The following is an 18,987-nucleotide window of genomic DNA, read 5'->3' on the forward strand; positions in this document are numbered from 1 at the left end:
AAAATGATTTGTAGCTTTTGGCACAAATCAGTTTTGAATCTTCCGTTATTATAATGCTAAAGGCATCAGTAAAAGTAGGAAGTACAAGGTTTGAAGTACGAAGGTTGAAATGAAAAAAGTTCAAATAGCATCCATGGTGGTGGTGTATTCAAAATGGTTTGTAGCTTTTGGCACAAATCAGTTTTGAATCTTCCGTTACTATAAAGCTAAAGGCATCAGTAAAAGTAGGAAGTACAAGGTTTGAAGTACGAATGACGAATATTGAAATGATAATGAGATTCCCGCCTTCGCGGGAATGAAAAGAAATCTTCCCTCCTAAGAAGGCGCTGCACTGAGCCTAGCCGAAGTGAGAGATTGAAGGAGGTGTAAAAAATAGCTATTGACTATTAGTCGTTAGCTTTTAAGATTGACTCAAAATAAAGTGATTATACAATACTAAGACATGAGTACTGTAGATAAACAAAAACTAGAGGTTATCAAAAGTTATGTGAATGCATATAACAGTTTTGATGTGGAAGGAATGTTAAAGAGCCTATCGCCAAATGTTATATTTAAAAATAGTACGAATGAAATTGTTGACTTAGTTACAAATGGAATTGATGAATTTAAAGTACAAGCAGAAAAAGCAACATCCTATTTCAGTAATAGAGAGCAAAAAATAATAAATACTATACAAGAGAATGGTATTATAACAATTGATATTGATTATACTGGAACGCTAGCTATTGATTTACCTAATGGATTAAAAGAAGGAAGTATACTTGAAATGCAAGGAAAATCAATTTTTAGATTTGAAGGATTACAAATCATTGAGATTAATGATTTTAGTTAAATATGTTGAAAAATAAAAAATACCTTGATGTAGGAGACTGAGTGATTTTATTTCGCCGAAAGGCAGAGAGAAAATAGTATCGAAGTCCCATTTTATAACTATAAAAATAGAGTACTACTCTAAAATAGAACAATACTCTATTTTAGAATAACCATAATAATGAGATTCTGCTTTCGCGAAAGCAATAACAAGACCTCCGCCGGAATTTATGCTGAGCATAGTCGAAGTACGGAGGTAAAAATAAATAACCATGAAAAAAACACGATCCCTATTTGTATTAGTTAGTCTTTTATGCATGACGTCCTATGCACAAGACAAGATGATGTCTAAAGAAATGATGTCACAACAAGTACGCGTTCCAGTAGATGAAACGATGGTCACGAATCATACAACCACCATTAAAGGAAAAACAATTCCATATAGCGCAACAGCTGGTTTTCAACCAGTATGGGATGACGAAGGGAATCCTGTGGCTTCACTATTGTATACCTATTACAAACGTAGCGATATTAAAAATGATGAAAACAGACCTTTAGTGATCTCTTTTAATGGGGGTCCAGGATCTGCTTCGGTATGGATGCATATTGCGTATACAGGACCTCGCATTTTAAAAATAGATAACGAAGGGTTTCCTGTACAACCTTATGGCATAAAAAGTAATCCAAACTCTATTTTGGATGTTGCCGATATTGTTTTTGTAAATCCTGTAAATACAGGCTATAGCCGTATGTTACCTGGAAAGGATGGGAAGATGCCAGACAAAAAAATGTTCTTTGGAGTAAATGCAGATATCAAATATCTCGCTGACTGGGTAAATACCTTTGTAACAAGAGTAAACCGTTGGCGTTCGCCAAAATATCTTATTGGAGAAAGTTATGGTACCACTCGTGTTTCTGGGCTTGCTGCTGCACTTCAAAACAGAAAATGGATGTATATCAATGGAGTGATTTTAGTATCTCCTACCGAAATTGGGTTTGAATTTGATGGTCCTGTAGAAGTGGCTAATCGTCTTCCCTATTTTACAGCGGCGGCATGGTATCATAAAGCCTTACCACCAGCTTTACAAAGTAAAGATCTCACAGAAGTACTTGCCGAAAGTGAAGCCTATGCGGTAAATGAGTTACTTCCTGTAATGGTTAATACGGGGTTTATAGATCCAGCTAAAAAAGACGCAGTAATCAAAAAAATGGCATATTATTCTGGATTGTCTGAACGTACCATAAGACAACATAACTTAGAGGTTCCTAAAGCATATTTCTGGAAAGATCTTTTGAGAGATCGCGACGGACTTACCATAGGTCGTTTAGATTCTCGTTATAAAGGATTAGATGTAAAAGAGGCTGGTGATCGTCCAGATTATAATAGCGAACTCACCGCTTGGTTACACGCCTTTACGCCTGCTATTAATTATTATTATCAGCAAGAGCTTAATCTTAAAACAGACTTGAGTTATAATATGTTTGGTCCTGTACGTCCTTGGGATCGTACGAATAATAATACGGGAGCTAGTTTAAGAGAAGCAATGGGGATTAATAAAAATCTACACGTTATGATTCAAAGTGGTTATTTTGATGGTGCAACTACCTACTTTAACGCAAAGTATGTGATGTGGCAACTTAATGCTTCAGGAAAGCTTTCTGATCGCCTTAGTTTTAAAGGGTATCGTAGTGGACATATGATGTATTTGCGTAATGAAGATTTGATTCAGGCAAATGAGGATATACGCGATTTTATTCAAAAATCTTCTGCAAATATTAGCCAGGGAGCTCGCTACTAAGACTGTAAAAAAGATATACTAAATACGACTCATCTGGAGTGTTTATGGGTACGCTTTCGCGAAAGCGTATACAGGAATGCTTCATGCTAAATTAGTATGTTTAAAATACTAAAGTCACTTATAGAATATGAAAGCAATAAAAAAGATTAGACAATTAGGTGCACAATGGGAAACACAAGATCCCTTTTTATTTTGTGCGTATCATTTAGACAACTACCCGAAAGGAAATGCGACTTTAGGTCCTGATGCTTCGCTTGCTGGACGTAACATAGGCATGGATTTTCACGGAAAAGATGGTTGGAATATGTATCATGGCACTACGGTTCCAGGTTTTCCTGCACATCCACATAGAGGATTTGAAACGATTACCGTTGTAGAAAAAGGACTCGCAGATCATAGTGATTCTTTAGGAGCGGCAGGTCGTTTTGGAGAAGGAGATGTACAATGGATGACCGCTGGAAAAGGAGTGCAACATAGTGAAATGTTTCCATTACTAAATCAAGAGGAAGAAAATCCGTTGTTACTATTTCAATTATGGCTAAATCTTCCTAGAGCTAGTAAAATGGTAGAACCACATTATAAAATGTTATGGAATGAAGATATTCCTATTGTGACACATCAAGATGAGGAAGGTCATGATATCCGTGTGAAAGTGATTGCAGGTTCTTACCAAGACACAGAAGCACTAGCGCCTGCTCCAGATAGCTGGGCAGCTCAAAAAGAAAATGGTGTCGAGATTTGGTTAGTCACACTTGCGGCTAATGCAACATGGTCTGTTCCCAAAGGAGCCGTAGGACTTAATAGAACGCTCTATTTTTATGAAGGTCACGAAATAATAACTGAAGGATATCAAATTCCAAAAGAACATGGTCTTGATCTTATTTCTAATGAAGAGATCACTATTCAAAATGGAAATCAGACAGGATCTTTCTTATTTATTCAAGGAAAACCTATTGGAGAGCCTGTGGCAAAACAAGGGCCATTTGTTATGAATAGTTATCAGGAAATCAATGAAGCTATTCAGGAGTATCGTCAAACAGAGTTTGGAGGTTGGCCTTGGCCTAGTCGTGATCATACGCACGATAGAGAAAAAGGTAGATTTGCTACTCATGCAGATGGCACCGAAGAAATAAGAGACTAAATCTCTAATAAGTACTGGATTAAAAAAATTAAGTAAAAGAACGAGTTATTAATCATAGGGAACCCTACTGAAAAGTAGGATTAATTTAACGAGTTTGAATTAAATTTGTTCTTCACACTTTTTAAAACAGTATTTCACTCATAAAAAAACGCTTCCTGGGGGATAAGGAAGCGTTTTCAATTTTAAACTAAATAAATTATTTCACTTTACAAATAATTCCTAGTACATATTACGAAGTGCTGTAATATCATTATTATTAAATTCTCCATCTTCATTATTCGAGAAACAAGCTTGCATGATAGAAGTAACATCTCTTCCTGTTGGTGTTCCCGCAACGTGTACAGCTCCAGTAGATCCTGCACTTTCTCCTCCACCGCTTCCACAACTTAAACGATCAAACCAATCTGAGTGACGGAAACCTACTGAGTGACCAATCTCATGAGTAATTACATGCTCATTTACATTTGTAGAAAATCCATCAAGATTATAAATCTGGATAAATTTATGTGGAGCTCCTGCGTTTGTTGGAAATCCAGCGACACCTCCAGAACCACTATTATTTGCAGAGTTATCATACACAACCATATCTGCTGCATTAAAGTTTGTTCCAAAAGTTAGGTTAAACTGTAATGAAACACCACTTAAACGATTGTAATTGTTTACAGCCCAACCTAGTGCAGTTCTTCCCTTATTGGAAAGCCCAAACTGATCATTTCCTGTATACCCTAGAATATCGATAGTACGGTTATTTCCAGTTACTAGATTAAAAGTACGATACTGACGACTTTGAGCGTCTACAGCTTGCATTGCTTTTAATTGTTCTATTGTAACTACGATATCATCTCCAATATAGATACGTTCTTCAATCGAACCATCTGGTAGATGAAAATCTCCTTTTGTGATGCTTCCCGCATCAATTTCTAAACCTCTAATAAGGTCTAATACTGTTTCGTCTGTGACTGCATCTCTAGGGGTTGTATCAGAGTTTACAATGTCGGTAACTTCACTCACAAGATTTGCATCATCATCGATAGAAGCCTCGTCGCGTTCACAGCTAGAGAATAATAACATAGCCCCTGCTGCTAAAAGAAAAACTGATTTAAAATTTGTTTTCATTTTGATAAATATTTTGATTAGTAAGGTATAAATATACTAACAAAATGCTAAAACAATGAATATTATTTAAAAAATTAACATAAATTATATTAAAATTTACGGTAAAACCACAAAAAACACGGTTTTATATAGTTTTCTGTAAAGTGATTTTACAAGTAAATAAATAAAGAGAATTGATTTTTGTTGCACTTTTACAACGTGAAGTATTAGATATACGAACCAAATCAAAGAATGGATCTTTTCAATGTAAAATTATTTCTTTTTGAGGATATTTTTTTAATCACAATTAACCCATCAGATATAAAAGCTACTTTTTATACTAATGTACATAGCGCTTATTTCTATTTAATAGTCTTCAAAATCTAATGGATCAAAGTTTTTAAAATGTCCATTCATTTTTATGATTTCTTTGGTTCTATTTACAGATCGTATGGTAGGCAATATCGTATTAAGATGTTGTATCAAATATTCATATCTTTCTTTTTCTGAAAAGATTTGAAGTAATTCATATTCTTGTGGTATTGTAAGTCCCATTTTATGAGATAATGTATACGTAGTTATTGTTTGTGGGTTAACTACTGGAGTTGGTATCTCTAATTCTTTATAAAATGAAGTAAGTAATTGTATGAATTGTTTTCTTAATGCTTCAGTACTATCATTGATCGCAGTAAAAAATTGTACCGTACCACCAGCATATAATCGATCATCTAATCGATTATAAAAATCGACCAATTTAAACACCCGTATTCCTCTACAAATAATATCACTCGCTCCTGTCGGGTAACGTTTAACAACTTTAAGAAGTTCCATCTCTGTACCATATTCAAGACGCTTATTAATGTAAGTAGGTATTCCAAATGTTACCCGTTCTTCTTCACAGTCTTCTAAGAGTTGCTGATACCGTTGTTCAAAAATATGAAGCGGCAATTCTTCTCCTGGAAAGGCGACTAGTTCAAGAGGAAACATAGGTAATGTAGCAATCATTCTTTCTACTTTTAGTACGAAATTTACAAAAGAAGCATACAATTGTTATCGAAATCTTAAATTTTAACCTTCTTGTTGAACTTTTTAGGTTTTAGGCATTGTACATTAAGAATAGTCTACTAATTTCGTAGGCAAAAAAATGTTGTTATGACAAACAAAGATCTTTTACAAGTAGTTCAGGAACATGGTAGTCCTGTATATGTGTATAATGCTGAAACAATTACTAGGCAATATAAACGTTTGACGTCTGCTTTTAAGAAGGTCAAACAATTACGCTTAAACTATGCTGTAAAAGCGCTAAGCAATGTTTCTGTCTTACAACACATACATGGTTTAGGTGCAGGATTGGATACTGTTTCTATACAGGAAGTACGTTTAGGATTGGCCTCTGGTTGCCCACCAGACCGCATCATATTTACACCTAATGGAGTCTCATTAGAAGAAATTGAAGCAGTGTCAAAAATGGGGGTTCAAATCAATATTGACAATTTATCAATACTTGAACAGTTTGGAACTAAATATCCGAATATTCCGGTATGTATTCGTATAAATCCGCATGTAATGGCTGGAGGAAATACCAATATTTCTGTAGGACATATTGATAGTAAATTCGGAATTAGTATTCATCAGGTACCTCATATTTTACGTATTGTAGAGAATACCAACATGAATATTAATGGTATTCATATGCATACGGGAAGTGATATTTTAGATATTGATGTATTCTTATATGCCTCTGAAATTCTTTTTGAAACAGCAAAACACTTCAAAGAGTTAGATTTTATAGATTTTGGTAGTGGTTTTAAAGTACCGTATAAGCCTGGTGATATTGAAACGAACATAGAAGAGTTAGGTGACAAATTAGGAACGCGTTTTAACGCTTTCGCGAAAGCGTATGGAAGACCCTTAACATTAACTTTTGAGCCAGGGAAATTCTTAGTAAGTGAAGCAGGGAAATTCTTAGTAAACGTAAATGTGGTTAAGCAAACTACTTCTACTGTTTTTGCACAAGTAGATAGCGGTTTTAATCATTTAATTCGTCCTATGCTCTACGGAAGTCGTCATGAGATTCATAATATCAGTAATCCTAATGGCCGTGAGCGTTTTTATAGTGTTGTAGGGTATATCTGTGAAACAGATACGTTTGCAAATAATAGACGTATTGCAGAGATAAGTGAAGGAGATATTCTCGCTTTTAGTAATGCGGGAGCATATTGCTTTACCATGGCTAGTAATTATAATAGCCGCTATCGTCCTGCCGAAGTGCTTTGGAAAGATGGAGAAGCACACTTAATACGCAAAAGAGAAACCTTTGACGATTTACTTCATAACCAAATTCCTATAAAGAAACTTGCGGAAGTCGTGCTATAAATAGTATTACTTATAAAAGAAGGTATTTCTTAGGAAATATCTTCTTTTATAAAATCAAGAGTACCATTTTAAAAATTAGTACTTTTAAGAATGCGTATTTCTATTTTTATAGGTTGTATTATAGGTAGTTTATTCTTGGTGGCATGTACGACTCCTATAGATACTGTGCTAGAATCGTCTGAGCATTTAGCGATTCAAAAAGTAATGGATAGTTTGGAGCACCATGAAGTTCAAATCCTATATACGCAGATAGATACCACAGACAAAGGACTTATTACGTTTACAGATTATGCATTTCAAGAAAATAAAAAACACTATTTCTATCCAGCGAGTACTGTAAAACTTCCTATTGCATTACTCGCCGCAGAATATGTAAATAAACATCCTGAACTACACTTAGATACTCCTTATATTTCAGCAAGAGATTCTGTATTACATAGTGTTGCAGATGATATACGTCAAATTTTCGCCGTGAGCGATAATGAAGCTTATAATAGATTATATGATATGTTAGGGAGAGATTATATAAACAAACGTCTTAAGGAATTAGACCTCTCTCCTACGCGTATTTCACATCGCCTTTCTACAGGAAAAGCTGCTATTCCTGAAAGAGGCACCATTAAGTTCTTTCCATCATATGAAGGAGAGATTGTTGCCTTAGAAAATCTAGTAGATCAACCCATAACTAAAGTCTCTATTAGAAATCAACATAAAGGAAATGGCTATATTAAAGATGGGAACCTTATTCAGACACCTTTTGATTTTACGGAGAAGAATTATTTTCCATTACAATCGCAACATCAACTCATGAAGCGTTTGTTTTTTGAAGATCAATTTGACAAAGATGAGCGTTTTGATATTTCCTATACAGATAAAGTACGTATTCAAAAATCAATGTATACGCTTCCGCGAAATGCAAAGTATGATGTAGATACGTATTATGACAGTTATGTGAAGTTCTTCTTGTATGGAGATACAAAAGATACGATTCCTGATCACATCAAAATATGTAATAAAGTGGGCTATGCGTATGGAACTTTGACCGAAACGGCTTATGTCGTTGACGAAAAAGAGCACATTCAGTTTTTACTTTCTGCTACCATACTCGTGAATGATAATGGTATTTTTAATGACGACACCTATGAATATGATGCTGTAGGTATTCCATTTTTAGCTCAATTGGCTAGGGAAATTTATGATTTGGAAAAAAGTAGGAAATGATAAAATTAAAATTGGGAGAAATATCAGAATTTGACTGGATTCAAGAAGGGGTGAGATTGGCTCTTTCTTCCAATTTAATTTGTATCACAAAGCCTGAATTTGAGCAAACCGGCTATTCTCCTCTTCAATGGTTCGGGACTAATGTAATTCAGGAAATTGCAAAAAAAGGAAATACTGAAATCTGTCCACTCTTTGGAGAACACATAAAATCTATTAATGACTACTGTTATCAATTATGCCGAAGTATTCCATGGGGTTTTGAGATGGGTAGAAATAGTCATGCAATTTATGATGTCCTTTTAAACTTTGAAACTGAACCTGAAAATCGAATTTTCATTTGGTATGATTGCCAAACATTATTTAAAAAAGATAAAAAACTCTTTAAAGAAATATTCGAAAGAATGATCGTTGCAGGATACTTAAACTCTATAGGCGAATCGACGAGTAACTATCAAGTAAATCAAAAAAATATATTTATGTTTCGCGATACACAAATTGACGAATTGACAGCGTTATTAGAAAAAGAGTATTATACTCCTAAAGTATCAATGAAAGAAGAGTTTTATATGAAACATGAATTTGAAATTTTAGAATTAAAATAAAAGAAAGTTAGAAATCTCATTTTCTAGTCTATTTCTCTAATTCTATATTCTTTTTTAAAAAACGATCTAGCATATAAAGATGCATTAATATTTTTTTGTTTCTTCGCGCTTATAACAACCTGAATATACATGAGCAATTTAAGAGAATTACAAAAAAGAAGTACCATATGTGAGTTGTGTAGCAGTGATGAAGGATTACAACCCTATACCGTTATTCCTAAGGAGGCACAAATTCTAATATGCTCAAATTGCGCTGAACAAATAGCAGCTCCAGATACGATGGATTCTAATCACTGGAGATGTCTGAATGATAGCATGTGGAGCGAAGTAGATGCTGTAAAGGTAATTGCTTGGCGTATGCTTCACAGACTTAAAAAAGAAGGTTGGCCACAAGACTTACTAGATATGATGTATCTGGAAGAAGATACACAAGCATGGGCAGAAGCAACAGGAGAACATATTGAAGAAGATGAGCATACAATCATCCATAAAGATTCTAATGGCGCACGTCTATCTCATGGAGATAGTGTTGTTCTTATAAAAGATCTTGATGTTAAAGGTGCTAATTTCACTGCAAAACGAGGAGCTTTTATGCGTAACATTACACTCGTACACGATAATGCTGAGCATATTGAAGGAAAAATTAATGGACAACAGGTGGTGATTGTAACTAAGTATCTAAAAAAGAGTAATTAGTTCTTTATTATTTTATGAGTTTTTCCGTTCAACTTTAAAAAGTATACACCTACTGACAAGTTAGAAATATCAATTTTAGTATCTTCAAGTCTAATGTAAGATGTATAATCTTGACCAAGTATCGTATACAATTTAATGTCTTGAACTATTAATCCATTTGTTTCGATTTGAATGTATGTACTACTTGGATTTGGATATACTTTCAAATCTTCTGATTCAAAATTTTCGACACTCAACGCAGAGTCAAATGGATATAGATCAAAACCAATAGTATCAAAATAACTTAACCTGTTTGGAATTGTTTGAGTAATGGTATTATAATCTTGACTGGAAATCACATCAGCTCGATACCTAACAGCCAACCATGTCAAAAAACTCTCAGCTATATCTTCTGTGGTTGGGTTTGCTTCCGCATAGGTAGAAATAAATTCATCATCTAAATTTTGAGCACTTATCCATCCGTTAGATGCTGCATGTATTGCATCTAGTGATGTATGACTAGCCTCATGTATTAATGTTTCTTCAAGGATTCCATCGTTTTCATATAGAACAGTTTGTCCAGTATGAATGAGTATAGAATTATTTCCTCCTCCAAAAAGTTCTGTTCCTTGATGAATCCATATTTCATCTACATCTACTCTCAAAGCTGTAGGCAATTGTCCAATTAAAAATGCATATTTTTCTGCTTCAATAATAGCATTAGCGACACTACCAAACTCGCTATTAACTTGAGCAACACTTGTTAATCCATCATCCCAAACTACATCAAACAAAAAAGCATTCACGGTTACCCAATCATTTACTCTTCTATCAAACATCACCACAACATCTTGTCCTATATATGTAGTACTTAAAATTGCAGAAGGATCTTCTGAAGTAATAATATCTGAATCAAAAAAAATAGTCCCATTATAAGGTGCTTGAGCCTTTAGGCAATTCGTAGAGATTACTATTAGAAAAAATATAAGTAGTTGCCTTACCATTTTATTAAATTTTAGATATGAATAAAGGTAATTTATCCTTTAATAAATCGGAAAAATGATATATGCTCATTCCCTTTGAATTAAAATAGATGTAACGGTATTACATATAATAAAAAATTGAATGCACTTTTCAAATTAATTTACCTTACGATCATTCGTGTATCAAATTCAATACAATAAATAGTCAAAATATCTATTGCATCTATTATACTTTTAGCATGTTATTTTTATTTCAATTGAAATCATGGTTTTTTACTTAAAAAACCATGATTTCAATTGTTTTGTATGAATTATTTCACACAAACACTTTCACGACAGTAAATTTCTTATCTAATTTTAATCACATAGTATACTATATGTTTTTAGAAAATAATTTCTAGGCTTACAATTCTAAAACTAAAATAAAGAGCCTAACAATCACTTATATTATCCTACAAATAAACTACAATTATGAAAAAAATTACACTTTTGGCATCTTTAACTGCCTTAACAGCATTTGGACAACAACCAACAACAGCTTCAGAATATATAGAGAATGGCTTGCATAATTTGGAGAGTCCAACATCTTCAATTAGTAGAAATACACTTAACAATCAACCTGAAAATATAACATTATTTGCAACTAAAGAAGAATATCTTGCGAACTGCGCCAATGGGGAGTTTTTAACTTTTGAAGATTTTGCTGGAGGTCCTAACGAGGATTTTGAAGGGTGCGGAATCGCTATAAGTGCTGCGGGTGACGAATGCTTTCCATCTGGAGAAATACAAGAAGATGTTGTATTTACAAATAGTGGAGCTGATGTTGGAGCTACAATGATATTTATTAATAGTGGTCCATTTTTTGGGATTGAAGATCCAGGAGTATCATCAGACAATTTTTTTTCATCTACAATTGTAAATTTCACAGCAGATACTTCAGTAACTAGTGTAGGGTTTGATTTGTACTCTCCAATAGGAGAAGGTCTTATCGATATTAGAATATTTGGAATAACATCAGGATTATTAGAAACTATTACTTTTGATGCAAGTAATGTTGCACAATTTGTTGGTTTTACAACAGAAGAACCTCTTGAACGAATAGAATTACAAAATCTCGATAATGTCCTCATAGAAACAGTAGCGCAATTCTATTTTGGAAATTGTGAAGCTCTTCATATAGGAGAAAATACTTTTGAAAATTTTAATTTCTTTCCTAATCCAACTCAAAATGCAGTAACGATTAGCTCTACGGTAGCGGTAGAAAAGATTTCCATCTATAACCTTTTAGGACAAAAGGTTAAATCACAAACGGTTAATTCAACCACCTCAAATATAGATATTTCTAATTTAAAAACAGGAGTTTACATTCTTGAAGTGACTTCAAATGGCCAAGTAGGCACATTTAAAATGATTAAAGAATAATCGTAGAAATTATTGATTCTTTTAAAAAAATAATTATCAAGGAATTAAAAATCCTTTCAATATAAAAAGTGACTATCTAGACTTTTAGACAGTCACTTTTTATATGAATACATACTAATTACTATTCTAACTGTATTTTTCATAAATAGTAGTTATTTAGATAAAAATAAACTGATACTCCCAAACAGGCATAAGTTATATTATAATAACTTAAAAACATCTTATTATTTAGATCTGTGCAAATACAAAATAGATAACTTGGTATTTTTATTTTAATATTGATTCCAAGCGTAGTCATTTTTTAAACGCTTTCGCGAAAGCATATACATAAAAAACGCTTCCCTTAATTAGGAAGCGTTTTAGTATAACTTTTAAAATATTACAATACTAAACTAGCTTAGTAAATATTTCTAAGTGCAGTAATATCATTCGCATTAAATTCTCCATCTGTACCTCCTCTTACACAAGCGTTCATTATAGAGGTAAAGTCATTCCCCGTAGGCGTCCCTCCAATATGTACAGCTCCATCAGATCCTGAACCCTCGTTTCCTTGTAAATTTGCAGGACAACTAATTCTATTAAAAAAGTCTGTATGTCTAAAACCTACTGAATGTCCTATTTCATGTGTAATTACATGCTCTATAGTATTTAAAGGTGCATTTCCTATACCAAATATTTGAACGAATTTAAATGGTCGTCCTGAACTAGGAAATCCAGCTTGACCTCCGGAATCAGTAGGTCTGTTTGCTGAATTATCATAAACAACCATATCTGCCGCTTGGAAATTGGATCCAAACGTTAGATTAAATTGTAATGTAACTCCGCTAAGACGATTGTAATTATTTACTGCCCACTGCAATGCAGTTCTTTCATTATTACTGAGTGAAAATTGATCATTGTTTACATACCCTAAAATATCAATAGTTCGGTTATTACCCGTTACTAAGTTAAATGTACGGTACTGACGACTTTGATCTTCTACAAATTGCATTGCTTTAAGTTCTGCTTCTGTAGTAACAATATCATGACCAATGTAAATACGCTGTTCTACAGTCCCGTCTGGCAAATGGAAATCTCCTTTTGTTACATCGCCTGAATCGATTTCAAGAGTTCTAATAAGATCTAATATTTTTTGATCTGTTACGGGTTCTTGAGGGGTAAATTTGTCTACTACTTCTTGTGAAGAATCTGTTACAAGATTTGCATCTTCTTCAATAGAAATTTCATCTCGATCACAGCTTAACAAAAAGAAAGTAGTTCCTGCCAATAAAAGAAAAATTGATTTTAAATTTGTTTTCATTTTAATAAAGTTTTGATTAGTAACGAATTAAGTTTATTAAAACTACATACTCTTAAAGTTTTCTTAAAATAGAATCGTTGGTTTTTCTATTATTTTAAAATTGAAACAGGTTTTTAATTATAAAATTAGAATAGATTTAACATTTTTAATTAATAATTATCAATAAAACTAAAAAATACATGTATTATTAATTACATATTAACTATTCAAAACATCTTATAAGTAAAAGAAATTTAGGAATAGCAAAATAACGCAATTCATTTAAGATAAATTAATTAATAATTTTCAAAAACTATGAGAGTAATATTTCATCTAGGGCATGTATGACCTCATCTACATTTTCTTTGGTAAAACATAACGGAGGTTTTGATTTTAATACATTATTGTAAGGACCGTCTGTACTAATCAAAATACCTCGATTGCGCATTCTATTTTTAATATTAGCAGCTAAATCTGTATTTGGTTTTGTAGTATTTTCAAATACAATCTCAATGCCTAAAAACAATCCCGAACCTCGAACATCTCCTATGCATTTATATTTTTTTTGTAGCTCTTTAAGACCATTTTTATAATACACTCCTACTTCTTCTGCATTTTCTTGTAGCGCTTCCTCTTCTATCACATCTAAGACTGCAGTAGCAATAGCACAAGAAACTGGATTCCCTCCAAAGGAACTAAAAAACTCTACTCCTTTTTCAAAGGATGCTGCTATTTCATCTGTACAGATTACAGCACCCATGGGATGACCATTTGCTATGGGTTTTCCCATGATCACAATATCTGGTACTACGCCATGTGTTTCATAACCCCAAAAATGACTTCCTAAACGTCCAAATCCTGTTTGAACCTCATCGCTTATACAAACACCTCCTTGTGCCCTAATAGCTTTATAAACCGGTGCTAAATAGCCTTTTGCTATTGGGATTTGACCAGCACATCCTACGACAGGTTCGCATATAAAAGCAGCAATCGTATGCTCCGCATCTGTTATTTGTTGTATTGCTTCTTCTGCATATAGCTTTCCAACCTCCTTATCTGTACTTGTGTATTTGCCGTTATACGTATTAGGAATTTGTGTTTTAATAATATACTCTTTCTGACCTTGCCCTTTTGGATTATTAAATTTATAATCACTAATATCGATCGAAGTTTGTGTGTTACCATGATAACCAGATTCCATTACCATGATCTTTTCACGGTTTGTATATGACTTTGCCAATCGGATAGCGAGATCGCTTGCAGCACTTCCCGAGTTTACAAGAAATACTTTATTTAAAGACGCAGGAAATTTAGCAGCTAACCGTTCTGCATACTGAGAAAGATTATCATAAAGGTATCTTGTATTTGTATTTAACGTAGCCATTTGCTTTTGACCAACTGCTACTACTGTAGGATGTGAATGTCCCACATGCGGAATATTATTATAAGCGTCTAAAAAAGTATTCCCATAAGCATCATACATATATTGAAAAGTCGACTTCACCATATAGATAGGCTCATTGTAACTAACAGATAAAATAGCACTTATATTTTTATTTCGTTTCTGTAAAACTTCATCTACTCTAAAAGGTTGTTTCATAGAAAGACCAATCGCTTTCCTAAATTCATTTTCAGCATAGATAGGATTTATCTCTAATAGACGATACAACATTCCCCAAGCATATTTTTCACTTACTGATGCATACGTATTATCAGGGTCTACTTTTTTTGAATGTGCAGAATTACAAACACTTATACATAGCCTTGCCGCTATGAGGTAATATAAAACAGAAACTTCAATGTCTACTATAGGTAATGTACTATGATAGCTTTCTAAGATAAAACAAGCCCATTGTATAGGATCTTCTTTATCGTAACACGCATAGGTAATTGCAACAGCTAATTCATTAATAAGATAGGTATAAGCGACATCACCAAAATCAATAATGCCAGACACTTCGTTATTTTGGACCAACACATTCCATTCATTAGCGTCATTATGAATGATCTGCTTTCTTAATCTTTGTGAGATCGGTCTCACATTTGCATCATATTGTTGAAAAAAGTAGTTTACAATACTTCGATCTTTAGCATTCGGAATGTCTTGTATATATTTTGCATTTAACTCCAGAGATGCAATATCCCATTCCCATTTTCTTGATTTAATTGTATAATTTGAAAAGCTTTGTAGAGATAGATCTAGTCTTGCTAGAAAATTTCCGAGTGATCTATATACTGTTTCAGAAGGAGGTGTGTCTCCTAAAAAATCACCTTCTAAAAAAGATAACATTCTACAAACATGATCTTTCCCATTAAGATGCATCACCTTTACATATGACGTATCTTTAAAAGGTATAGGCTGAGGACAGTTCTTATTATTAATAGACTTAAGATATTCCAATAATGCATTTTCTGCCACAACAAAATCATATAATTCTTCCTCCTTAGGGTAGGTTTTAAAAATATAATTCCCTTGTTTACTTTTTACTAAATAATTTGAATTATCATATCCATCTAATCTTACTATTTCTACATCTTCTAATTCGAACTCATCATAGAATACTTCTTCCATAACTATATCAAAACATTTCTTTCAAATATAAGATTATTGCAAGTAAGACCTCTCGGTATTTAATACGTCTATCATTTTTTCTACTTGACCATTAGAAAATCTACGCCTACACAATAATCCGTTTGTATCAGTACCTGCCCATTGTGTCATAAAATTAAATGTATCTGGCATATAAAGATCTCCATTACTATCTGTTTCAGTTCCTATGTAATTACAGGTAGGTTCATTTATATTGGAATCATTCAAATCTGGCGATGCTGGAGTATCACATATAAAGTCTCCTGCAGTTTCACAGTTAGAACCATTAACGAATTCTAAATTACCATTTGCATCTGTAAAATCATCACTTGTATGATATAATCCAAAATAATGACCAATTTCATGAGTAAGTGTTGCGGTATTTTCAGTAGCAAATGCAGACACACTCAATTTAACATTGTTTCCTTGATCTGGGAACAATGCAGTAGCACCTAGTGTACCTGTGATTACACCATTAATCCTATTCCCTATTTCATTAAAGTAGAAAATATTTAAACTATTTGGATCTTCAAAAGGTTCTAGAACACGTTGCTCTATAAAATCATCTTGTTTAACAAATTGTATATTCCATTCTGTATGATCAAGATATTCTATTTGTTTTGTCCTAAATTGTATTCCCCAAGCGTTAAAATTAGTATTCAAGTAACTCATCATAAGGTCTATTCTCTCAGTATTTGTTACCGCATTTTCTCCATTATCATCTCTTGATATATGATGAACTATAGCTATTTCTATAAAATTACTTGTATCTCCTATCTCATCATCAGTAGACGCATTCGTGTCATCATCACAGCTAGTAAATGATATCATTACTAGTAATGATATTAGCATATATACATTTTTAGTTAGTTTCATATTTTTTAAAATTAATTAGTAAAAAAAAATCTTTTGAGTATGTAGGTTTTTTAAACTCCAAGGAATTATTATTAAAGTTTGAAATGAATATAATTTATGTGCTTTATTATATACTGCAACACTATTTAGCGGCAATAGCCTCAATTTCTAACAACCAATCTTGATTATAGATTCCAGTTATTATGATAGTCATAGCTGGTTTTATTTTCAGGAGCTTTTGTTCTCTTAATTCACCTATTGCATGTAGATATTTTCTATCAGATACAAAAAACGTAACTTTAACGAGATTTTTTGAAGTCATATCTGCTTTTTTTAACTGAGCTTCAATGTTTGACCAGGCAACATCACATTGATCTTTAATATCATCAGGCACTTTATCGTCAATAGTAACTGGAACTTGTCCGCTTATAAATAATAATTCAGAATAATCAGATATTTTTACTGCTTCGGAGTAATTCCAATTAGCCCCACCTCCTATATTTTGCTTTTTTAAAGTTTTAACTTCAGAGGTTTGGCTAAAAATTAAATTAGGCAACATTATAAAAGCGACTATGAACACGTAAACACGATAAATTTTTGTGTTATTTTTCATCTTACTATACTAATTAATAATAAGGTATTTTTTTTATTTGATAAGTACTGCTGTTCCCGATAATTCAATCAATTTCTCCCTGCTATAAAGTGAAGAGATTCCAATAAATACATTTGGTGGCATTTTCATGTCTCCATAGAGTCTTTCTCTTACTCTAAAAAACATATCTAAATCTTTATCTGGATCATAATCAACAATATAAATTTTCATTTCTACCAAATCAGAAAAGGAAGCACCAGCTTGTGCTAAGCGCTTTTCAATGGATTTATAAGCTGTTTCAAGCTGTGCTTCTTTAGTATCTCCAGTACCTACTTGACCAGCTATGTATATGTTTTTAAAATTTTCATATTCTACAGAAACTACATTTGTCAATGCAGTAATTGGATCTATATATTCTTTTGTGATTTTTTCTTTTTTGGCAGAAAAAAAATAGTTAGAAGGAACTGGTTGTAAAATATCTTCAAAATATTTTTCCCAAACACCATCTTTCAATCTTTCTCCATATTCATGAAATTCACCATTTTTTGTCTTCTCAAAAGTAAGTCGACCTTTAGCATTAAATTGAACTACAAATTTACCATCTTCATAATACCCTTTTGACTTCTCATAGCTTTCGGTTTTACTTGTAGGTTGATAATAATAACAACTATCTTCTAAACTATATGTTATAAGTGTATGAAGTTGAACAGCTGAAGAGATTACATCTAAAGTAATCGCATTTCCATCTAAAATATAATTTACACTTTCGTTAACTTTAATTTTTGTGGTGTCGCTTTTTTTAAATGAATAAGAAGTACCAGACCAATTTCCAATTAAGAAAGATAGCTTAGCCATATGCTGTCTTTCGGTTTCTTGACTATATATTAAGCTAGTTAAAGTTTGAAATACTAAGAAAACTATTATCACGTTGGTTTTCCTTAATCTATTTATCATAATATTTATGTTCTTGGTTTGTGTATTAAGTGTTATATAAAAGCTACCTTACAAACTATATCTATCCTATAAATCACATAAGGTATATGCTATTATTATGATTAAGAAATAGAAAATAGATTAGTAAATTAACAGCTTAAATCTTTGATTTTAAATGGATTTAATTCAATTAGCAAAAATTCCTTTTGAGTACTTATAACTTTTAAATTCTAAAGGGTTATCGCTAAAATCTAATACAAACATGGTTTGCTGTTCTCCACCTAATCCTTTATATCTATCTTGAGGTTTTATAATAAAGTCTAATCCATTATTCTGTAATCGTTCTTTTATAATTTCAAAATCCTTGTGTTCTAAAACACACCCAAAATGAGGGATAGGAACTTTAAGTTCTTCTACAAAACCACAAAAGTCTAATGGAGGCCTATTCTTAGAGACATGTGCAGAGAGCTGATGACCAAAAAAATTAAAATCTACCCAATTTTCTGTTTCTCTTCCTTTTTCACATCCTAATATATCATGATAAAACCTTATAGTACTTTGGATGTCTTTTACTTTAAATGCGAAGTGAAATGCGGTATTCATTATATTATTTG

At 32.6% G+C, this 18,987-nt stretch carries 17 protein-coding genes; 8 read left to right on the plus strand and 9 right to left on the minus strand.

Going from position 1 to position 18,987, the window contains the following annotated elements:
- The first annotated feature begins 442 nt into the window (after positions 1-442).
- The 3 genes from Q1A01_RS12340 (at position 443) to Q1A01_RS12350 (ending at position 3,750) form a co-directional block, all read left to right on the plus strand.
- Positions 443-832 (plus strand): nuclear transport factor 2 family protein, encoded by a 390-nt coding sequence (locus tag Q1A01_RS12340; RefSeq protein ID WP_299681078.1) that lies wholly within the window; start codon positions 443-445, stop codon positions 830-832.
- A 295-nt stretch (positions 833-1,127) separates the two neighbouring features.
- Positions 1,128-2,609 carry a carboxypeptidase gene (locus Q1A01_RS12345; RefSeq protein WP_299681331.1) on the plus strand — a complete coding sequence of 494 codons (1,482 nt, stop codon included), beginning with the start codon at positions 1,128-1,130 and terminating at the stop codon, positions 2,607-2,609.
- A 127-nt stretch (positions 2,610-2,736) separates the two neighbouring features.
- On the plus strand, positions 2,737-3,750 hold the full coding sequence (locus tag Q1A01_RS12350; protein ID WP_299681081.1) for a pirin family protein: 1,014 nt from the start codon (positions 2,737-2,739) through the stop codon (positions 3,748-3,750).
- A gap of 219 nt (positions 3,751-3,969) precedes the next feature.
- Here the strand turns inward: Q1A01_RS12350 and Q1A01_RS12355 are convergent, their stop codons facing one another.
- The gene (locus Q1A01_RS12355; RefSeq protein ID WP_299681084.1) at positions 3,970-4,866 is read right to left on the minus strand and encodes a M57 family metalloprotease; all 897 of its coding nucleotides are present in this window, start codon (positions 4,864-4,866) and stop codon (positions 3,970-3,972) included.
- A gap of 345 nt (positions 4,867-5,211) precedes the next feature.
- Complete coding sequence (locus tag Q1A01_RS12360) at positions 5,212-5,850, minus strand: LON peptidase substrate-binding domain-containing protein (protein ID WP_299681087.1); 639 nt, start codon at positions 5,848-5,850, stop codon at positions 5,212-5,214.
- A gap of 147 nt (positions 5,851-5,997) precedes the next feature.
- On the opposite strand from Q1A01_RS12360, the gene lysA reads away from it, so the two are divergent.
- The 4 genes from lysA to Q1A01_RS12380 all read left to right on the plus strand — a co-directional run bounded on the left by lysA (position 5,998) and on the right by Q1A01_RS12380 (position 9,740).
- On the plus strand, positions 5,998-7,221 hold the full coding sequence (lysA, locus tag Q1A01_RS12365; RefSeq protein ID WP_299681090.1) for a diaminopimelate decarboxylase: 1,224 nt from the start codon (positions 5,998-6,000) through the stop codon (positions 7,219-7,221).
- A 90-nt stretch (positions 7,222-7,311) separates the two neighbouring features.
- Positions 7,312-8,442 carry a serine hydrolase gene (locus tag Q1A01_RS12370; RefSeq protein ID WP_299681093.1) on the plus strand — a complete coding sequence of 377 codons (1,131 nt, stop codon included), beginning with the start codon at positions 7,312-7,314 and terminating at the stop codon, positions 8,440-8,442.
- Positions 8,439-9,044, plus strand: coding sequence for a hypothetical protein (locus Q1A01_RS12375; RefSeq protein ID WP_299681096.1), 606 nt, complete (start codon positions 8,439-8,441; stop codon positions 9,042-9,044). Before Q1A01_RS12370 ends, Q1A01_RS12375 begins: the two co-directional genes overlap by 4 nt.
- Positions 9,045-9,173: 129 nt before the next feature.
- Positions 9,174-9,740 carry an alkylphosphonate utilization protein gene (locus Q1A01_RS12380; RefSeq protein WP_299681099.1) on the plus strand — a complete coding sequence of 189 codons (567 nt, stop codon included), beginning with the start codon at positions 9,174-9,176 and terminating at the stop codon, positions 9,738-9,740.
- Here Q1A01_RS12380 and Q1A01_RS12385 read toward each other — a convergent pair.
- The gene (locus Q1A01_RS12385; protein WP_299681102.1) at positions 9,737-10,723 is read right to left on the minus strand and encodes a T9SS type A sorting domain-containing protein; all 987 of its coding nucleotides are present in this window, start codon (positions 10,721-10,723) and stop codon (positions 9,737-9,739) included. The genes Q1A01_RS12380 and Q1A01_RS12385 overlap by 4 nt on opposite strands.
- A 450-nt stretch (positions 10,724-11,173) precedes the next feature.
- On the opposite strand from Q1A01_RS12385, the gene Q1A01_RS12390 reads away from it, so the two are divergent.
- Positions 11,174-12,124: a T9SS type A sorting domain-containing protein gene (locus tag Q1A01_RS12390; RefSeq protein ID WP_299681105.1), complete on the plus strand. Its 951-nt coding sequence runs from the start codon at positions 11,174-11,176 to the stop codon at positions 12,122-12,124.
- 397 nt (positions 12,125-12,521) lie between these two features.
- Here the strand turns inward: Q1A01_RS12390 and Q1A01_RS12395 are convergent, their stop codons facing one another.
- The 6 genes from Q1A01_RS12395 to Q1A01_RS12420 all read right to left on the minus strand — a co-directional run bounded on the left by Q1A01_RS12395 (position 12,522) and on the right by Q1A01_RS12420 (position 18,976).
- Positions 12,522-13,424: a M57 family metalloprotease gene (locus tag Q1A01_RS12395; protein WP_299681108.1), complete on the minus strand. Its 903-nt coding sequence runs from the start codon at positions 13,422-13,424 to the stop codon at positions 12,522-12,524.
- Between the two features lie 292 nt (positions 13,425-13,716).
- Positions 13,717-15,975 (minus strand): aminotransferase class III-fold pyridoxal phosphate-dependent enzyme, encoded by a 2,259-nt coding sequence (locus Q1A01_RS12400; RefSeq protein WP_299681111.1) that lies wholly within the window; start codon positions 15,973-15,975, stop codon positions 13,717-13,719.
- A 33-nt stretch (positions 15,976-16,008) separates the two neighbouring features.
- Positions 16,009-16,869, minus strand: a complete 861-nt coding sequence (locus Q1A01_RS12405) for a M43 family zinc metalloprotease (protein ID WP_299681113.1) — start codon at positions 16,867-16,869, stop codon at positions 16,009-16,011.
- 121 nt (positions 16,870-16,990) lie between these two features.
- Positions 16,991-17,461 carry a RidA family protein gene (locus Q1A01_RS12410; RefSeq protein ID WP_299681116.1) on the minus strand — a complete coding sequence of 157 codons (471 nt, stop codon included), beginning with the start codon at positions 17,459-17,461 and terminating at the stop codon, positions 16,991-16,993.
- Between the two features lie 33 nt (positions 17,462-17,494).
- A complete protein-coding gene (locus tag Q1A01_RS12415; protein WP_299681118.1) occupies positions 17,495-18,295 on the minus strand; it encodes a Rid family hydrolase in 801 nt (266 codons plus the stop codon).
- Between the two features lie 264 nt (positions 18,296-18,559).
- A complete protein-coding gene (locus Q1A01_RS12420) occupies positions 18,560-18,976 on the minus strand; it encodes a VOC family protein (RefSeq protein WP_299681121.1) in 417 nt (138 codons plus the stop codon).
- Positions 18,977-18,987: the final 11 nt, after the last annotated feature.

This window comes from uncultured Dokdonia sp. (assembly GCF_947492815.1).
Classification (GTDB): domain Bacteria; phylum Bacteroidota; class Bacteroidia; order Flavobacteriales; family Flavobacteriaceae; genus Dokdonia.

Coding starts and splice junctions, on each gene's coding strand:
- Q1A01_RS12340 (WP_299681078.1), top strand. CDS start 443: ATGAGTACTGTAGATAAACAAAAACTAGAGGTTATCAAAAGTTATGTG.
- Q1A01_RS12345 (WP_299681331.1), top strand. CDS start 1,128: ATGACGTCCTATGCACAAGACAAGATGATGTCTAAAGAAATGATGTCA.
- Q1A01_RS12350 (WP_299681081.1), top strand. CDS start 2,737: ATGAAAGCAATAAAAAAGATTAGACAATTAGGTGCACAATGGGAAACA.
- Q1A01_RS12355 (WP_299681084.1), bottom strand. CDS start 4,866: ATGAAAACAAATTTTAAATCAGTTTTTCTTTTAGCAGCAGGGGCTATG.
- Q1A01_RS12360 (WP_299681087.1), bottom strand. CDS start 5,850: ATGATTGCTACATTACCTATGTTTCCTCTTGAACTAGTCGCCTTTCCA.
- lysA (WP_299681090.1), top strand. CDS start 5,998: ATGACAAACAAAGATCTTTTACAAGTAGTTCAGGAACATGGTAGTCCT.
- Q1A01_RS12370 (WP_299681093.1), top strand. CDS start 7,312: ATGCGTATTTCTATTTTTATAGGTTGTATTATAGGTAGTTTATTCTTG.
- Q1A01_RS12375 (WP_299681096.1), top strand. CDS start 8,439: ATGATAAAATTAAAATTGGGAGAAATATCAGAATTTGACTGGATTCAA.
- Q1A01_RS12380 (WP_299681099.1), top strand. CDS start 9,174: ATGAGCAATTTAAGAGAATTACAAAAAAGAAGTACCATATGTGAGTTG.
- Q1A01_RS12385 (WP_299681102.1), bottom strand. CDS start 10,723: ATGGTAAGGCAACTACTTATATTTTTTCTAATAGTAATCTCTACGAAT.
- Q1A01_RS12390 (WP_299681105.1), top strand. CDS start 11,174: ATGAAAAAAATTACACTTTTGGCATCTTTAACTGCCTTAACAGCATTT.
- Q1A01_RS12395 (WP_299681108.1), bottom strand. CDS start 13,424: ATGAAAACAAATTTAAAATCAATTTTTCTTTTATTGGCAGGAACTACT.
- Q1A01_RS12400 (WP_299681111.1), bottom strand. CDS start 15,975: ATGGAAGAAGTATTCTATGATGAGTTCGAATTAGAAGATGTAGAAATA.
- Q1A01_RS12405 (WP_299681113.1), bottom strand. CDS start 16,869: ATGAAACTAACTAAAAATGTATATATGCTAATATCATTACTAGTAATG.
- Q1A01_RS12410 (WP_299681116.1), bottom strand. CDS start 17,461: ATGAAAAATAACACAAAAATTTATCGTGTTTACGTGTTCATAGTCGCT.
- Q1A01_RS12415 (WP_299681118.1), bottom strand. CDS start 18,295: ATGGCTAAGCTATCTTTCTTAATTGGAAATTGGTCTGGTACTTCTTAT.
- Q1A01_RS12420 (WP_299681121.1), bottom strand. CDS start 18,976: ATGAATACCGCATTTCACTTCGCATTTAAAGTAAAAGACATCCAAAGT.